Annotated in this window: 9 protein-coding genes; all 9 read right to left on the bottom strand. The window is 41.5% G+C overall.

Annotation, left to right across the window (positions count from 1 at the left end; translation table 11 throughout):
• Nucleotides 1–238: 238 nt before the first annotated feature.
• Nucleotides 239–829, bottom strand: a complete 591-nt coding sequence (locus ACEN82_RS12885; protein ID WP_090525381.1) for a porin family protein — start codon at nt 827–829, stop codon at nt 239–241.
• Between the two features lie 171 nt (nt 830–1,000).
• Entirely contained in the window at nt 1,001–2,431 is a 1,431-nt protein-coding gene (locus tag ACEN82_RS12890) for a TolC family protein (RefSeq protein ID WP_090526210.1), read from the bottom strand.
• A 13-nt stretch (nt 2,432–2,444) separates the two neighbouring features.
• Entirely contained in the window at nt 2,445–3,122 is a 678-nt protein-coding gene (locus ACEN82_RS12895) for an ABC transporter ATP-binding protein (protein ID WP_176624504.1), read from the bottom strand.
• Nucleotides 3,123–3,494: 372 nt separating this feature from the next.
• Nucleotides 3,495–5,897 carry an ABC transporter permease gene (locus tag ACEN82_RS12900; RefSeq protein WP_413317281.1) on the bottom strand — a complete coding sequence of 801 codons (2,403 nt, stop codon included), beginning with the start codon at nt 5,895–5,897 and terminating at the stop codon, nt 3,495–3,497.
• 89 nt (nt 5,898–5,986) lie between these two features.
• Nucleotides 5,987–8,383, bottom strand: a complete 2,397-nt coding sequence (locus ACEN82_RS12905) for an ABC transporter permease (protein WP_413317283.1) — start codon at nt 8,381–8,383, stop codon at nt 5,987–5,989.
• A gap of 94 nt (nt 8,384–8,477) precedes the next feature.
• Complete coding sequence (locus tag ACEN82_RS12910; RefSeq protein ID WP_413317285.1) at nt 8,478–10,844, bottom strand: ABC transporter permease; 2,367 nt, start codon at nt 10,842–10,844, stop codon at nt 8,478–8,480.
• A 96-nt stretch (nt 10,845–10,940) separates the two neighbouring features.
• Nucleotides 10,941–13,319, bottom strand: a complete 2,379-nt coding sequence (locus tag ACEN82_RS12915; RefSeq protein WP_413317287.1) for an ABC transporter permease — start codon at nt 13,317–13,319, stop codon at nt 10,941–10,943.
• A gap of 114 nt (nt 13,320–13,433) precedes the next feature.
• Nucleotides 13,434–15,821: an ABC transporter permease gene (locus ACEN82_RS12920; RefSeq protein WP_413317289.1), complete on the bottom strand. Its 2,388-nt coding sequence runs from the start codon at nt 15,819–15,821 to the stop codon at nt 13,434–13,436.
• Between the two features lie 95 nt (nt 15,822–15,916).
• Nucleotides 15,917–18,277 carry an ABC transporter permease gene (locus ACEN82_RS12925; protein WP_413317291.1) on the bottom strand — a complete coding sequence of 787 codons (2,361 nt, stop codon included), beginning with the start codon at nt 18,275–18,277 and terminating at the stop codon, nt 15,917–15,919.
• Between the last annotated feature and the right edge of the window lie 31 nt (nt 18,278–18,308).

The following is an 18,308-nucleotide window of genomic DNA, read 5'->3' on the forward strand; positions in this document are numbered from 1 at the left end:
TTAGGAAATGTCCGAAACCTGCGTTTAAACAGATAACTAACGCATAAATGGCACCTAAATATAGGTGTACATTGTACAATAAGCATAATACTATTCTATCAAATAAAAGCTAAAATATAATACTAAATATACAATCGATTGCGTAACTTGAATAATAGGAAAGTTTACACTCCGATCTAACGCAAAAAAGACCCGCCGTTACCGGCAGGTCTTTCAGTATTTTTGAGGGACTGGGAGATTATAATGAGAACAATTTATAAGCAACAGCAAGGCTGAACAAGCTAACACGCGTGTGTGAATTATCGTTGCCATAAGCTATTTTATTTAAACCACCTTCGTAACGAAGATCGATAGACAGGCTACTGATATCAACACCTGCCCCCACCTGTATTGCGTAGTTCGCGTCTTTATACCTTAAAGCTGTTGCATCGTTAAATGCATCCCTATCTCTTCCGGTTGTAAATGAAAGCACCGGCCCACCATAAAACCTTCCACCTAAACCTAAAGCACCAACTTTAGCACCTACAAGTAATGGAACATCAAAACTTTTAAAGCTTTGTTTATTTGAAACACCTCCATTATTTACAGTTACGCTTTTATTGGTATAATAAAGTTCGGGTTGAAAAATTAAGCCCAGGCCACCTATCCGTGCCCATGCACCAGCCTGGTAACCTGCTCTATTATCGTTGTTAAAAACTCCGTTTGAGGGAAATGTTGAATAGTTTAAACCACCTTTAAGGCCGAAAGAAAAGCTCGGGATAACCTGGGCTTTTGAAACGCCGACTGACAGTAAAAAAATAGATAAGGAAAGTAAAATTGCTTTTTTCATTTTTTTAGGTGTTTGAATGATGTATTAAGTCTTGATAAACCTTATTGTTTGCAAAACCGCTGCTAAATTAGAAATATCCGGCTAAACCCAACTGATAATTCAGTAAAGTTTAACCGGATATTTAACTTGTAATTTTTAATAAAAGTATAGGCTTTGTTAGTCTTGTCGCATTTACAACGCTAATTTGCCCTGGTAATAATCAAGGATTTTGTTGTAAATGTAACAGTCATAGCGGGCGTTGATCATGTTTATCTTTGATTTATCAAGGTTATTTTTTGCTACTACATAATCTACGGAAGTTAAAACACCTGCATTGAACCGTATTTCGGCAGTACGAAATGATTCGGCGTAGGCTTTAACCTGCTCAAGGAGCACAGTATACCTGTTATAGGCCGATGTCATGTTAAGATAAGCCTGTTCAACATCCTGTTTCAGCTTAATTTTAGTATTTTCCTCTATGTATTTATAATTGAGTAAATCGATCTTGGCTTTGGCCACTTTATTGTGATTTTGGAAATAATTTAAGATCGGGATCTTTAGACTTACACCAAACTGTGTACTGTAATTATTTTTAAACTGGTCATAGTAGCCGATATCTTTATTTACATAATTGGCCTGCGTAGTTAAAACTGGTTGCTTACCACCTGGCGTATTTATAAAGTTACCGGTATTTACGGTTGATGAGTCGGTGAACACCGAGGTCTGCGCAGCACTTGAATAATTGGTGTACAGACCGCCATATAACGAAACATTTGGCAGCAAAGCCCCTTTAGCTACGCTGACTGCTTTTTCGGCACTTTGACGGCGAAGCGTGGCGGCTTTAACTAAGGCCAGTTGCTGTAACGCTGTATCGTAAACCTGATCGGACGTGAGCGCAGTTTGATTTGAAACGTCCTGTGCGTTAATGGGCTGCAATACAATATTTTTATTATATGGGATATTAAGTATTTGTAACAAGCTCAGTTTGGCACTTTCCAACGCGCTGTTAGCCGCAACAACGTTCAACTTGTTATCGCCCAGTGTACCCTGCAAATCATATAGATCAGATGGCAATTTATTAGCACCATCCTTTTCTAAAACAGTTAGCCTTTCAACCTGCTTTGCCGAAACATCAACCTGGTTTTTAACCTGTGCCAACAATTCCGTATTATCCAGTACAAGCAAATAGGCAGTAATCACATTTATAGTAACCAGATCTTTAGCCTGCTGCAAATCCATTTTACCGGCCTGGTAAGCCAGCGAAGTTTGTTTGATAGCATTTACGTTTTGTAAACCACCAAAAAGCGTAAGGTTTGATTCGAGACTGTAGTTGCCGTAAGTTAATGATTGATTTACATAGGTATTTGTAAAGGGGTTAATATTACGCCCCTGGTTTATACCGTGGTTTATATTAGCATTTAAAGTTGGCAGCATGTTTTCTTTAGCCTGCATAAAATCAATGCGGGCACTTTGGGCCTTTAATTCGCTTTGCTTTACATCAAGGTTATTTTTTATAGCAATATCAATGCATTTCTGCAACGAAAGGGATGTATCAGACTGGCCAAACGCTTTTGCCGACGACAACGTAACAAGACCGAGAAATAGTAATTTATAGTATCGCATTTTATTATTGAGTTCAGAGTTTTCTTGATGAATCGATCCTGCCATCCAGCAGATCGATAATGCGCGAACCGTATTCGGCATTTTTTTCGGAATGGGTAACTTGTATAATGGTCACACCATCTTCCTTATTCAGCTTACGGAATAGTTCCATAATCTCCTCCCCTTGTTTTGAGTTGAGGTTACCGGTTGGTTCATCGGCCAATAACAATTTTGGTTTTGCAATAAGCGCGCGCGCTATGCCCACAAGCTGCTGCTGTCCGCCCGATAACTGTGCCGGGAAAAGATCTTTTTTGCCAACAATGTTAAAGCGGTCGAGCATATCGGCAACCATGGCTTTACGCTCAGCGCTTTTAAAATCCTGGTAAATAAGTGGGGTTTCAATGTTTTCATAAACGGTAAGCTCGTCAATTAAATGGTAAGCCTGGAAAACGAAACCAATATATTGCTTGTATAAAGCCGAGCGTTGTTTTTCCTTAAGCTGATGCACCGCATGACCTTCAAAATAATGGTAACCGTCAGATGGTTCGTCGAGCATACCGATGATATTCAGCAGCGTTGATTTACCCGAACCTGAAGGGCCCATGATAGAAATAAATTCGCCTTCGTCAACCTCAAGGCTCAGATCGTTAAGAATGATGTTTCTGTTGCCCCCTACCTGGAAATACTTTGAAATATGCTGCAGTGATAACATTTTTAATTATTGAATTAGTTTGTTAGTAAATAAATGAGTTAAACAATAATACTCATCATTTTGCGATTAACATATCAATAACATACCAAAGTTATATCTAACTAATTATCAACAAATTAAACCATCCTATCAAAACTTCACTGTACGCTTATGTAACAAGATGCGTACGGTTATGATACAGTGTTTTTTGAAGAGAAAGGTAAAAGGCAAAAGGTGAAAGGTATTTTTTTTCGCAAACAGGTAGTGGCGGCGGGATCCAAAACTTCGGTGCTCTACAGAGCTTAAGTAAAACAAAAAGCTGAAAGGTATATTTAACATTACATCAACGCTAATAAACCTTTCAGCTTTCGCCTTTTACCTTTCTCCTGAAAATTAATCTCCCGAGCGTAAACTCTTAACCGGGTTAGCGAGCGCGGCCTTAAGTGATTGCAAACTCACGGTAATAAAAGCGATAAGTATTGCCGCCGTACCTGCAGCTATGAATACCCATATTTGTATGCTGATCTTATAAGCAAAATCCTGCAGCCAGCGGTGCATGGCGTACCAGGCTATCGGCGACGCTATGATAACCGATATGATCACCAGTTTCAAAAAATCGCCCGAAACAAGCTTCACTATACTGAAAACGCTTGCACCCAAAACTTTACGTACTCCAACTTCTTTCACCCTTTGCCTGGTTGAGAATACTGCCAGTCCAAATAAACCAAGGCAGGAGATAAATATGGTAACCAGAGTAAATGCAGTTAATATAGAACCGGTGCGCTGCTCGGCTTTGTACATATCATCAAATTCCTGATCAAGGAAGTGATATTCAAAAGGAGTAGCGGGATTAAAGGCAGTCCATTTTTCTTTTACTGCGGATATGGTTTGAGCAATATTATTTCCGGAAGTTTTGATGAGGATTTTACCGAAATAATCTTCAGTAAACATCACAATTGGCGTAACTTCCTGGTGCAGGGACGCAAAGTTAAAGTTTTGTACAACTCCTCTGACCTCGCCGGTACGTCCATTAAGACCAATATGTTTGCCTACTGCTTCTTCTGCTTTCCAGCCCAATGCTTTGGCGGCTTTTTCATTGATAATAAAACCGTAATAGCGCTTATTTTCATCAGGATCAGTAGAGCGTTTTTCATCGGCATCTGTAAAATCAATGCCCTGTACCAGTTTAATACCAAGCGTTGTCAGGAAGTTCCTCTCTACCGGCAATGCTGTTACCGAAAGATTATAGTCGCTGTTTTTGCCATCGGCCTGGTTAATGCTATACCCACCATGAACATCAACCGGCGAATCATACGAAGCAGTAGCATTAAGCACTCCCGGTAATTGAGTTACCTCGTTATTGAATGACTTAATATCTTTTAATGATTTGCCGCCGATATCAATCACCATCACCTGCGACCTGTTGATACCTATATTGAGGTGCTGGATATACCGCAGTTGGCTACCCGCGATAACCGTACAGATCATGAAGAATACGGATACCACAAATTGAAATATAACTAACGATCTCCGTAAAGCCCGACCGCCGGAAGTATTTGTGAGTTTTCCTTTTAAAGTAACAATAGGATTAAATGCTGACAGATATAATGATGGATAAGTGCCGGCCAAAAAAGTTACTGTTGCAAATAAGGCAACCATGGCCATGATCAGCCATGATGGATTCCAGGTTTGAAAGCCCAACTGCTGTCCCGAAAAATCGCTGAACCATTTAAAGCTCAAATTCGCCAAAAACAGGCCCCCAAACAGCGATACGAGGGTGATCATGGCAGATTCGATGATAAATTGTGTAAAAAGTTGCGAACGTGCAGCACCCATTACCTTTCTTACCCCTATTTCGTGGCCGCGTTCTATAGCCTTGGCTGTTACCAGGTTTAAAAAGTTTACGCAAGCCAGCAGCAATAAGATAATCGCCACTGCACCCAAAATGTAAATGTATTTGATATTGCCGGATGGTGTTAGTGGATATGTAGCCGCTGATTTCAGGTGAACATCGGTGAGGGGCTCGAGTTTGAACCACATTTTATGTCCCTGCCTGAAATCATCTTTAAACATTTCGGCCACATAACTATTCATTTTTTGCTCAATCGCCCCTCTGTTAACGCCTGGCTTTAACAGCAGGTACGAATAATCATTAGCCGAATCCCATCTGCGTGTTTTAGCATGTTCCGAACCTGCAGACGAACCAATCATATCAAATTTGAGTTGCGAATACTCAGGCACATCCTCCACCACGCCTGTAACCATCATGTTTTGCTTGTTATTAACCTTCAAAACCTTACCTATAGCATCCTCATTTCCAAAGTATTTTTTTGCGGTAGAAGCTGTAATCACCACGGCTGAGGGGTCTTTAAGTGCGGTAGCTGCACTCCCCCTCAAAAACCTAAAACTGAAGATCCTGAAAAATGCTTCATCGGCTAAAAAGAACCGCTTTTCATTAAATAGTTTATCCTGATACTGCACCGGGTTATTATACCATGAAATCCGTACACCATCCTCAATTTCCTGCAATTGCTGTTTAAATACAGGTACCGGCGCAGTTGGCGTTACCGCCACCGATTTCGCCTCGGCATCATCCGACGATTTATAATTATAAACCACACGGACTATCCTATCGGCTTTTACATGAAACCTATCGTACCGTAATTCATTTAACAGGTAGGTAGCCAACAATATAAAGCAGCCTATTCCAACTGCCAATCCCGCAATACTTATTAACGAAGTAACCTTGTTCATAACCAGGTTACGCCATGCTGTTTTTATATAGTTTTTAATCATTTCCCCCTCCTAACCTCCCCAAAGGGGAGGAATTGTTGTTTGCTCTTCGACTCTTAAAGCCCTCTCCTTTGGAGAGGGTTTGGGTGAGGTTATTCGCTCCTCAAACTTTTAACCGGATTAGCTACAGCCGCCTTAATGGCCTGGAAGCTTACAGTAGCAAAAGCTATAACCAATGATGTAAAACCAGCCATGCCAAATATCCACCAGCTAATATCAATGCGATAAGCAAAATCCTGCAGCCATTTATTCATGGCATAAAATGCTATCGGCCATGCTATAACGTTGGCAATGAGCACCAATTTTACAAAATGGCCCGAAAGCAGCAGTACTATATTTTGTACCGATGCACCAAGCACCTTGCGTACCCCTATTTCCTTAACCCGTTTCTCGGCCGAATATGATGCCAGACCGAATAACCCCAAACAGGATATAATGATGATCAACACGGCTAAAATACTTACTACAGTGCTTACCTGATTGTCAACACTGTAAACTTCTTTAAAATGATCGTCAAGAAACTGGTATTCAAAGGGTATCCCCGGAAATTCCTTTTGCCAGGTTGATTGGATAAATGCAACAGCATCCTTAGCCCTACCGCCGTTAATCTTAACCGACATTTGGTTAAACCCTTTTCCATTTACAAGGAACAGCGTTTCGATTTTATAATGCAGGGAATTGAAATTGAAATCTTTGGCTATACCTGTTATTACCCCAAGAGAATCAAAACCAAACCTCTGCCCCAGTAATGATTCCATATTTTTCCCTTTATGATCTTTCAGCAACTCTTTAGCCAGTGCTTCGTTGATGATATACTGTTTCCAAACAGCCGAAGTATCGGTAGAAAAATTCTTGCCCATCAGCAGTTTGATCTTATACAGATCGAGGTAATTATTATCAACCACCAGCAAGGTTGAGGTAAGCTGGCGTAATGGTGAATCACCCAATTTGAAGGAGATACCTGTTTGATCAAGGTGACTACCTAAAATATCCTGCGATGCGGTAACTCCCTGTATTATAGAATTGGAGAGTAATTCCTGCTTAAACAGATCATATTTGTTTTGAGGGATCAAACCTAAAGGAACATTAACAATCTGATCACGGTTAAAACCGGGATCTTTTTTCTGCATAAACTTAAGCTGTTTGATTACCAACACGGTAGCTATCATCAAAATTACAGCGCTTGTAAATTGGCCTACTACCAAAATATTGCGCAATGGCACTTTATTGCCTCCTGCCGATGCTAAAGCGCCCTTCAATACTTTAACCGGTTGAAACGACGACAAAAAAAGCGCAGGGTATATCCCTGAAATAATACCTACAAGCACAGTGCTAATAAGCACCACCCCTATAAGCATCTTGTTATCATGCAAAGGTAAACTGATATCACGTTGGCTTAAGCCATTAACAAATGGGATTGCGATGCTTACCAAAACACAGGCAAAAGCTAAAGCTATCAGGGAAAGCAACACCGTTTCGCCAAGGAATTGCATAGCCAATTGAAAACGCCCGGCGCCTATTGACTTGCGTACGCCCACTTCTTTAGCTCGCTCAGATGAGCGCGCAGTTGAAAGGTTAATAAAGTTGATACAAGCAATTATCAAAACAATAATGCCTATCACAGTAAATAGGTTGGTGATGTGTTTGTCAAATTTCTGATAGTTGATATAATCCAACCCTATATCGGCAGAATTAGCATGCACATCCTTAAGTGATAGCAGGAACAATTCATAATTTTTAGAACCGCCTTTGCCCCTGTACTTTTCAAGATACGCCGGAAATTTCTTTTCAAGAGCCGCTACATTTGTACCAGGGGCCAGTTCAAGATAGGTATTTAACCAGTTACCGCCCCAGTTGGTAAACATCCATTTCTTATAAATACTACTGAACGAAAACAGGCAATCAAACTGCAATTGCGAGTTTTTGGGCACATTAGCCAATATGCCGGTAACCGAATAGGTTATGGTATCCTGCCCGTAATTGGTAACCGTTTTACCAATCGGGTCATCATTGCCAAACATACGTTTAGCGGCATCTTCGGTTAATAAAACGCTGCGTGGTTTTAACAAAGCAGTTGCCCGGTCGCCCCTTAGCAGTTTGAAATCAAACATTTTCAAAAAAACCGAATCCACAAAGAATACCTGTGGCATGTACACACGTTTAAGTCCGTTATTGAGCGGAAACTTTTGCTGCCAGCGAACACGTGTAAAGTTTTTTATTTCCGGAAAATCGGCTTTAAGCGTTGGCCCCATTGGGAACATAGATAAGGCAACTTTTTGCGTGGCTCCCATTCCCTCAAACTTTTGCACCTCGTTTAAGCGATAGATATTTTTAGTATGCAGGTTATCAAAGCTTTTTTCGTAATAAACAAAAAGCGTGATCACGATGCAGGCTGCCATACCAACGGCCAACCCAAAAATGTTGATAGCCGAAAAAACCTTGCTTTTCCAGATATTCCGCCAGGCGGTTTTGAAGTAATTTTTTATCATTTACCCCTCCTAACCTCCCCAAGGGGGAGGAATTATTAATATTGATTAATTAGTATCACTTAAAGCCCTCTCCTTTGGAGAGGGTTGGGTGAGGTTATTCGCTTCTTAAACTTTTAACCGGGTTGGCAATTGCCGCTTTAATAGCCTGAAAACTAATTGTTGCCAACGTTATAACTATGGCAACTATTGCCGATATAATAAACACACCAGGCCCCACGGTTATCCTGTAATCATATTTTTGTAACCAGCTCTGCAAAAAATAAAATGCCACCGGTGATGCTATGATACAGCTGATAATCACCAGCAATACAAAATCCTTCGACAATAAAAACCATAACTGGCTTACTGTTGCGCCCAATACTTTACGTACGCCTATCTCTTTGGTACGCTGCTCGGCGATGTACGCCGCTAAACCGAACAGACCAAGGCATGAGATAAAAATAGCCAGACCGGCAAATATGCCCGACAATTTACCCACCAGTACTTCCTGGCCAAACTTGCGGTTATAATCATCATCTACAAAACGATAGGTATAGGGATAGGCCGGACTATATTTTGAAAACACCTGCCCAATTTTATCAATAGCATCATGCGGGTTCACTTTAGGCGAGAGGCGGTAAATCATGTTTTGATGCGGATCATTATTATACACAAACATGGTTGGGTCGGCCTGTGCAAACGGCGATAACATCAGCGCGTTTTTAACTACACCAATTATCTTGCGCTGCTTACCTCCATAAGTTATTACCTGGCTTATCGGATCACCTTTAAGGCGCAGGCGCTTAACCGCTGCTTCATTAAAAATGATATTCAATGAATCGGACACAACATTATCATAATCCCTGCCGGCAAGCATTTTCATGCCCACAGTCTTGAAATAATCATTAGCTACAGCTATTACTCCCATTTCAACGGTTTCGCCGGCAAATTTACCAGGCCATTGGTCAAGGTTGTTGTGCATGTTAATATCTGTAATGGTGCTTGATGCTGTGGAGATACTTTCAATCACGCCGCTTTGCAATAATTCATTTTTAAAAGCAGAATAGTGCTTACCCAAATCTTCATTGGCATTAGTGGCTATTAACCTATTAATATCGTATCCCGCCGGGCGGTTTTTGGCATACTGAATTTGCCTGTAAATAACAGCTGTGCTTATGATCAACGCTATTGAGCAGCTAAACTGCATCACTACTAAAACTTTACGCGAATACGATGCTGAGCGGCCAACCTGAATAGTACCTTTTAATACCTTAACCGGATTAAATGACGAAAGATAAAATGCAGGGCGGCTACCAGCCGCCAGGGCTGTAAGCAATACACCCCCAATGGCAATCAACCAAAAAATTACGCTGTTAAAGGGGATAAAAATAGTAGTACCGGTAAGCGAGTTAAACGGCCCGAACGCTATTTGAACAAAAAGCATTGAGCATATAAAAGAGATCAGTGTGATCAATGTAGATTCTGTCAAGAACTGGAATATCAGATGCTGACGTTGTGATCCGATAGCTTTACGGATACCAACCTCGCGTGCGCGTTTCTCAGACCGGGCAGTTGTGAGGTTGATGAAATTCACACAAGCTATCAGTAGTACCAGTACACCAACAATACTAAAGGTGCGTACATAATCAATAAAACCACCTGCAGCAACTCCATTTTTATAATCGGACAATAGATGCCAGTCGACCATCGGCTGCATAATTACGTCGGAGTTTTCGGCATTTATATTTTTTTCGCCTTTTTCGATATGAAGGATCTTTGGGGCCAGTTGTTCGTACGTTACACTTGGTTTTAGCTTTGCAAATAGCTCGAAGCTATTGTTACCAAAGCTATCGTGGGCGTCTTTCATGTAAGGCTGTTGCTCCATCAAACTGAATGGAATAACATATTTAAATTGAAGCGAAGAATTCAACGGTACATCCTGAATCACGCCGGTAACTTTTAAATTGTAGTTATTATCAACCTTAACTACCTTATTGATCACATTCTCCGCGCCAAATAAAGCGAGAGCAGTAGCTTTGGTCAATACAATTGAATATGGATCATTCAAAGCGGTTGTACGGCTCCCCTGTAAAAAATTGTATTGAAAAATTTTCAGGAAATCGCTACCTGCCTGCACGCCATCAATAGATAACTTCTTATCGCCTACCATTAACCCATGTGTGCCCCCCCAATCTGTGGGTGCTACATATTCTATTTCGGGCATAGCTTTCAACACATCTGCCAGTTTTAGCGAGGTTGAACTAAACGTTAATGTTTCGCCATTACTGTTAAAATTACGGCGAACCTGGTATACCCTCTTGGCATCGGGCAAAAATCTGTCATATGAATATTCATGGGCAACCCAAAGCGCTATCATCAAGGCAACAGCCATCCCAGCTGCCAATCCTAAAACGTTGATAGCTGTATAAGCTTTGTTGTTTGCGATATTTCGCCAGGCTATTTTCAGATAATTTCTAATCATATTCTATATCATTAGGTCAATGCGTCATTAGGTCATTTTTTGCTTTGCTCATTCTTCAATGACTTAATGACACGAAGCAAATGACTCAATGACTATTTATTCGGAACGCAAACTTTTAACCGGGTTGGCGAGCGCCGCCATTGCAGCGCGGTAACCTACCGTGATCCATGCTATAATAAATGTAGATAGTATGGCCATCACAAATATTTGTGGACCGATACTAATCCGGTATTGAAAATCCTTTAAGTAATTATGCATTGCCCACCAGGCCAGCGGAGAGGCTATTACAAATGCAACAAGCAACAATATGCTGAACTCCTTGCCAAACAACCATAAGATACTACTGATATTTGCACCCAACACCTTACGAACCCCGATCTCCTTGGTTTTACGCACAGCCATGAACGATACCAGGCCATACAGACCGAGACACCCTATGATGATTGCGATACCGGCAAACGCTTCAACCAGGGTTAATAATATTTTATCCATCTCATAGAAACGGGCAATGGTATCATCCAGAAACTGGTAAGAATATAATTCTTCAGGGAAAGTTTGGTTCCAGATTTTATCAATATCCGCGAGTGTAGCCTTGGCATTACGCATATCTATCTTCACGGCAACGGTAGATAGTGACTGATAGTTAGGCATCACACATAATGGTGAAATCTCCGAATGGAAAGAATAATTGTAAAAATCTTTCATTACGCCTACAATAGTCCCTTTATAGTCGCGGCCATTAACTGCCATTTGTTTACCTATCACATCCTGCGGTTTAAGGTGCAGTTTATTAACGAAGGTTTCGTTCACCAAAAACTCTTTAACCGAATCGCCTTTGAAGAAGTTTCTGCCGGCAATCAGTTTAATGCCAAAAGTGGAAATGTAATTTTCGTCGGCCTGTTTGGTGTTGATGCTCCAATGCTCGTCTTCGGCACGATTATCATATTGAATACCGGTATTACTATTTGAACGCGACGCCGGCGGGTTATAACAGTAAGATACATTTTCAACACCCTTAATTTCGCTGAGGCGATTACGCATCGTGCTCATTTTCATCTTATCGTTTTGAGGAAGCGGCACAAGCACTACGGCATTTTTATTAAAGCCCAGATCGGCAGTTTGTGAATAATGTAATTGCGATACTACGATGATAGTACCGATGATAAGTACCTGCGATATAGTGAACTGGGTAACTACCAGTACCCTGCGCAACGAAAAACCACCTACATCTTTTTGGGACAGTTTACTTTTAAGCGCTTTAATTGGCTGAAACCTTGCCAGTACCAAACCAGGATATGAACCCGAAAGAAATACAACAACAATAGTAATAACAACTATAAAAGCGCTCAATTCGGCCCAGTTAAAGGTCATCCTTGCATGGAAGAGATTGTTTAATGGCGTCAAAGCAATCTCTGATAAGCCAATAGCAACTCCCACAGCAATAATGCTGATGATAGCCGTTTCGGCAATAAATTGCCAAAATAATTGAAAAGGCTGGCTACCCAATACTTTACGGATGCCTACCTCTTTTGAGCGGTTTAGCGCCTGGGCCGTAGCCAGGTTTATAAAGTTTACCGAGGCTGTAATGATCAGGAACACACCGATAAAGAACAGCGCCCATAAATAGCTTTTATCGGCATAACCACCAAGTTCACGGTCAAAGTGCATTTCGGCAATAGGTTGTAATTTAAAGCGCCAAACCTGCAAATCCCTGCCGGTGTAATTCTTTTTAACCAATTGCAGCATGGCAGTTTCAACCTGTGCTTTAGTTACACCGGGCTTCAACCTGGTAAAACCCTGACAGCCGCTGTAAACACCACCCCAGTTATTTTCACGGCCTTTACCTGCATATGCTTCCATACTTGCATACGAAATGAAAATCTGTTGCTTTTGGTCGGTGTTATTTGGCAAATCCTGCAGTACACCGGTTATAGTAACGTTGATGTTGTTATCCAGCTTGAAAACTTTGCCTATGGGGTTATCATTACCAAAATATTTTTGGGCCACTTTTTCGGTAACTAAAGCTTCATTGGGGTTAACAAGCATGGTTTTCTTATCACCTTTGAGCAACGGAAAATTCAGGATATTGAAATACTCGGGCTCAACAAACGCAACGCCATCATCCTCACCAAATTTTTTCACTTCACTTCCCTTGGTAATCGTGATCAGCGTTTTATTAAAGCTGATATATCTCGCCGTTTTTTCGCTAAAAGCAAAGTCATTTCGATAACCCTTGGCCATCGGTTGCGGAATAGCGCCTACCCGGTCTACACCCTGATCGTGAAACTCGGTATAAAAACGGTAGATCCTGTCTTTATCCTTATGAAAGGTATCAAAGCTCAGGTGGTAAGTGATCAGCGTAAATATTAGTACGCCACAGGCTATACCCAAAGCCAAACCAATAACACTGATGGTTGCGTAAGCCTTGTTACGCACCAAATTTCGCCATGCAATTTTTATGTAGTTTTTGATCATAAACCCCTCCTAATCTCCCCAAAGGGGAGGAATTGTACTTGTGATATATTTAGTTATTAGTTATGTGTTTTAATCTTCTTAAAGCCCTCTCCTTTGGAGAGGGTTTGGGTGAGGTTACTCACTTCTCAAACTTTTCACCGGATTTGTCAACGCTGCCTTTATAGCCTGGAAACTTATCGTAACCAGTGTGATAACGATTGCTGCCACTGCCGAAAGCACAAACACTCCCGGACCTATTGTTATCCTGTAATCATATTTCTGCAGCCAGTCTTTCAAAAAATAAAAAGCTACAGGCGTTGCTATTATGCAACTTAACATCACCAGTAAAATAAATTCTTTTGATAGCAGCAGCCACACCTGTGCTATTGAAGCACCCAATACTTTTCGTATACCAATTTCTTTGGTGCGTTGCTCGGCTACGTACGCAGCTAACCCAAACAAACCAAGGCATGAAATGAAAATAGCTAATCCGGCAAAAACGCCGGCAAGTTTGCCAACTAAGGCCTCGAGGCTAAACTTGCGATTGTATTCCTCATCAACAAACTGATAGATGTACGGATATGCCGGGTTATAGGTATCAAAGATCTTCCCTATCTTCTTAATGGCATCCTGCATATTTACGTGAGGTGCCAGGCGATACATGATGTTGTTACCCCCCCTGCCATGATTAAATACAGCCGGCTGCACAGGTGTAAATGGCGATTCCATTAGGGCATCTTTAACCACACCTATAATATGAACCCGACCCATAAAGCTATAATTTATTACTTTGTTAATCGGATCTTTTAAGCCCATGCGCTTTACGGCAGCTTCGTTGATGATAACATTTGTTGTATCAGATGCCCATTCGGCCGAAAAATCACGGCCTTCTTTCATGGTCATGCCCATTGTTTTGAAGTAATTAGGAGATACAGAGATAGCTCCAACGTTTATCCCTGTTTCACCCCCTCCTTTTCCGGGCCAGTTATCAATACCCATATGGCTATAAATATTGGTAACCGGGCTTGACGCAGAGGCCACGCCCTCCACCGTTCCACTGGCTATCAGGTCGTTTTTTAAAGCGCTGTAGTTTTTTTCAAGATCGCCGCTCATGTCGGTCATCATTAAACGGGTTGAGCTATAACCGGTAGGCCTGTTTTTAGCATGTTGTATTTGCTGATAAACGATAACAGTACTGATAATCAAAGCAACAGAACAGCTAAACTGCATTACTACCAACACCTTGCGCGGCAATGAAGCCGACCTGCCAACCTTAATAGTACCTTTTAATACCTGCACAGGGTTAAATGACGATAGATAAAATGCAGGACGACTACCTGCTAACAAACCAGTAAGCAGCACATAGGCTATCATCATAGCCCAAAACAAAACATTGGTATATGGGATACTAATAGCGCTACCTACGATAGCATTAAAAGACGGGATAGCCAGCTGCACCATCACTATCGACAACAAAAATGAAATGAAAGTGATCATTATCGACTCCGCGAGGAACTGGGCTATCAGATCGCCGCGTTGCGAACCAATGGCTTTGCGTACCCCTACTTCGCGAGCCCGTTTTTCAGACCTGGCGGTTGAAAGGTTCATAAAGTTGATGCAGGCAATAAGCAACACCAAAACACCTATCACGCTAAACATACGCACATAATCAATAAAACCGCCAACAGCCTTACCGTTTTTGAAATCATTATACAAATGCCATTTTTTTAATGGATGAATAATTACTTCAGGTTTTGCCGGGCGCATCTGTTCGTTATGATCATATACTATGTTTTTAATTTTTGGTGCAATCTGCTCCATAGTAACACCGGGTTGCAGCTCCAGGTACATGTTAAAGGAGTTGTTTGTCCATGTGGTGCGGGCTCCTTTCATCCAGCCCTCGGTTGCTTCTTTAAAGCTGAAAGGGGTCAGGAAGCTGAATTGCAGCGTGGCATTTTTAGGGATATCCTTTATTATGCCCGTAACCTTCAAATTTTGACTATTATCGTAACGTATTACTTTATTGATCGGATCGGCATCGCCGAAAAGTGCTCTCGCGGTAGATTCATTAAGGATGATGGAATTTGGTTGTGTAAACACATCTTTAGCATTACCTTTTACAAAGGCGTATTTAAAGATCTGTAAAAAATCGGGGTTAGCTGCGCCTCCGGCAACATAGAGCTTTTTATCACCTACTAACAGATCGTGCCATTGCATGCCTACCCAATCTGTTTCGGCCACGCGTTTTATGCCCGGAATTTCCTTGCGCAATACCCCGGCCAATGGCAATGAAACCGCCGTTTGTGTGTGCTCACCATCACGCTGGGTAGTAAAATGCTGTTCAACCTGGTAAAGCTGCTCATAGTTGGGTAAAAACCTGTCGTATGAATATTCATTGGCTACCCAAAGACCAATAATCAGCGCAACCGCCATGCCTGCGGCAAGCCCCAATATATTAATTGCGCTATAAACCTTATTGTTCAGGATATTGCGCCACGCGATTTTTAAATAGTTACGAATCATAAACCCCTCCTAACCTCCCCAAAGGGGAGGGACCTTTTTATATTATTGTTTCAATTTCATTTAAAGCCCTCTCCTTTGGAGAGGGTTGGGCGAGGCTATTCAGACCTCAAACTTTTCACCGGGTTGCTCAATGCCGCCTTAACAGCCTGAAAACTCACAGTTACCAGCGCTATAACAATAGCGGCAATGCCGGCGGCAGCAAATACCCACCATTGTACAGTTACCCGGTACTGATAACTTTGCAGCCAGTTATTGATTGCATACCAGGCAACCGGAAAGGCAATCAGGCACGAAACTGCAACCAGCTTTAAAAAATCACGGGATAGCAACCCGGTTAAACCAGCTACCGAAGCACCAAGTACCTTGCGAATGCCTATTTCTTTGATCCTTCTTTCGGCAGTATAAGCTGCTAAGCCAAACAAACCAAGGCATGAAATCACGATAGCCAGCGATGCAAATATGCCCGACAGCTTACCGGTAAGGGCCTCCGTTTTAAAAAGCTCATCAAAATCAGCATCAACAAACTTGTATTCGAATGGATAACCGGGGTTGGCGCGTTTATAAACTTCGCCTGCTTTTGCCAGCGCCTCGGTTAAATTAACGCCCTCTTTAAAGCGGATAGTTAAAATGTTATTGTTTTGCGGACGGCTAAACAGCATCAGCGGTGCGCCAGAAACATACATATCATTATAAAGGAAATCTTTAATGATTCCAGCAATTTGATAAGGTTTACTACCGCCATCTCTAATGATACCACCTACATGACCTGCCTTCCCCATTTGTTTGGCAAAGGCTTCATTAATGATCACGTTGCTGCTATCGAGCTTAGCATTGGCGTAAAAATCCCTGCCGGCAAGCAGTTTCATATTCATGGTTGATACAAACTGAGGGCTTACACTTTCGATAGTGATCAGTGGATTTTTTGAGGCATCTTTTCCGTCCCATGAAAAATTATCTGTGTTACTCCAAATTTGTAAAATTGGATATTCACTCAATGAAGCATCGGCTACAACCCCGGTTTGTTTTAATTCATTGTTTACCGCAGCAAAATGATCTGTCAGTTTGCCTTTGGTATCGATATAAACAAGGTTATCTTTTTGATAACCCAGCTCACGATTTTTAACGTGTTGAATTTGCTGATAGATAATTACCGTACCAATGATGAGTATGATAGAAACAGAAAACTGGATCACCACCAAACTTTGCCTGATAAAGCCCGCGCCAGCTACAGATGGTAATTTGATATTTTTTAATACGGCAATCGGGTTAAATGACGACAGGTAAAACGCAGGATAGCTGCCAGCCAGCAAACCGGTAACCAAACCTATTGACAATAAATAAAACAAATGGAGTGGTTGCAAAAGGTCGATAGTAAGCTCTTTTTGAACCATATTATTGAACGATGGCAGAACTGCGTAAACTAAAAACACAGCTACAATTACCGCTATAAACGCCATAATCACCGCCTCGCCTATAAACTGGGCTACAAGCTTACCTTTACCGGCTCCCATCACTTTGCGTACCCCAACCTCCTTAGCTCTTTTCTCAGATCTTGCGGTTGACAAGTTCATGAAATTTATGCAAGCTATAATAAGTATAATAAAGGCAATTACTGAAAACAGACGAACATACTCAATGCGACCGCCATTCATTTTACCATCAATAAATTTATCACGAAGGTTCCAGTCGTTCATTCCGAACAGGAACGAAACGGTTTTGTTACCATTTTTCTTAGTACCGATGTAGTTGGCCAGCTTTCTATTAACGGCATTAACGTCTGCCGATGGTTCCAGCTCCACATAGGTACGAGCCCAGTTTGCTCCCCAGTCCTGCATCCAGGGCTGCATATGATCGATATTTTTCAATGGTGCAAACCATTGCATTCGGAATGTTGAATTTTTGGGAAAATCTGCAAACACCCCGGTAACTGCAAAATCCTGCTCATTGTTCATCTTCAGGACCTTACCTACCGGGTTAACATCACCAAAAAACTTTTTAGCCATAGTAGAGCTGATTACTACCGAATGCAGTTCATGAAAAACATTGGCCTCATCACCTTGTAAAAACGGCAGTTTCAGCATCTGAAAAATCTCAGCATCAGTATAGGAGCCATCTTCGTTGATCACTTTGTCGCCCAATGCAAATACTATATTATCAGAGCCGGCCATACGTGCCGCATTTTTTACACCGGGAATATCTGCTTTTAGTGCAGCGGCCATTGGCCCCGGCGTAGCGCGAAATGTGGAGGTTTTACCATCATAGGTTTGATTTTCACGAACTGTGTACAGATTATCGCGCTTTGCAAAGCTGTGATTAAACGTAAGCTCATCCTGCACCCACAAAAATATCATGGATGCACAAGCAACGCCAATAGCCAAACCGGCTATGTTCAAAAAACTGTAAGCCCGGTTTTTCATCAGGCCGCGTACAGTTGTTTTAATGTAATTTCCTATCATGGTTTAGTTGTTCATTAGTTCATTGGTACTT

Source organism: Mucilaginibacter sp. Mucisp73 (genome assembly GCF_059491465.1).

Bases quoted from the DNA above. Each gene is read 5' to 3' on its own strand.
- ACEN82_RS12885 (WP_090525381.1), bottom strand. From the start codon at position 829: ATGAAAAAAGCAATTTTACTTTCCTTATCTATTTTTTTACTGTCAGTC.
- ACEN82_RS12890 (WP_090526210.1), bottom strand. From the start codon at position 2,431: ATGCGATACTATAAATTACTATTTCTCGGTCTTGTTACGTTGTCGTCG.
- ACEN82_RS12895 (WP_176624504.1), bottom strand. From the start codon at position 3,122: ATGTTATCACTGCAGCATATTTCAAAGTATTTCCAGGTAGGGGGCAAC.
- ACEN82_RS12900 (WP_413317281.1), bottom strand. From the start codon at position 5,897: ATGATTAAAAACTATATAAAAACAGCATGGCGTAACCTGGTTATGAAC.
- ACEN82_RS12905 (WP_413317283.1), bottom strand. From the start codon at position 8,383: ATGATAAAAAATTACTTCAAAACCGCCTGGCGGAATATCTGGAAAAGC.
- ACEN82_RS12910 (WP_413317285.1), bottom strand. From the start codon at position 10,844: ATGATTAGAAATTATCTGAAAATAGCCTGGCGAAATATCGCAAACAAC.
- ACEN82_RS12915 (WP_413317287.1), bottom strand. From the start codon at position 13,319: ATGATCAAAAACTACATAAAAATTGCATGGCGAAATTTGGTGCGTAAC.
- ACEN82_RS12920 (WP_413317289.1), bottom strand. From the start codon at position 15,821: ATGATTCGTAACTATTTAAAAATCGCGTGGCGCAATATCCTGAACAAT.
- ACEN82_RS12925 (WP_413317291.1), bottom strand. From the start codon at position 18,277: ATGATAGGAAATTACATTAAAACAACTGTACGCGGCCTGATGAAAAAC.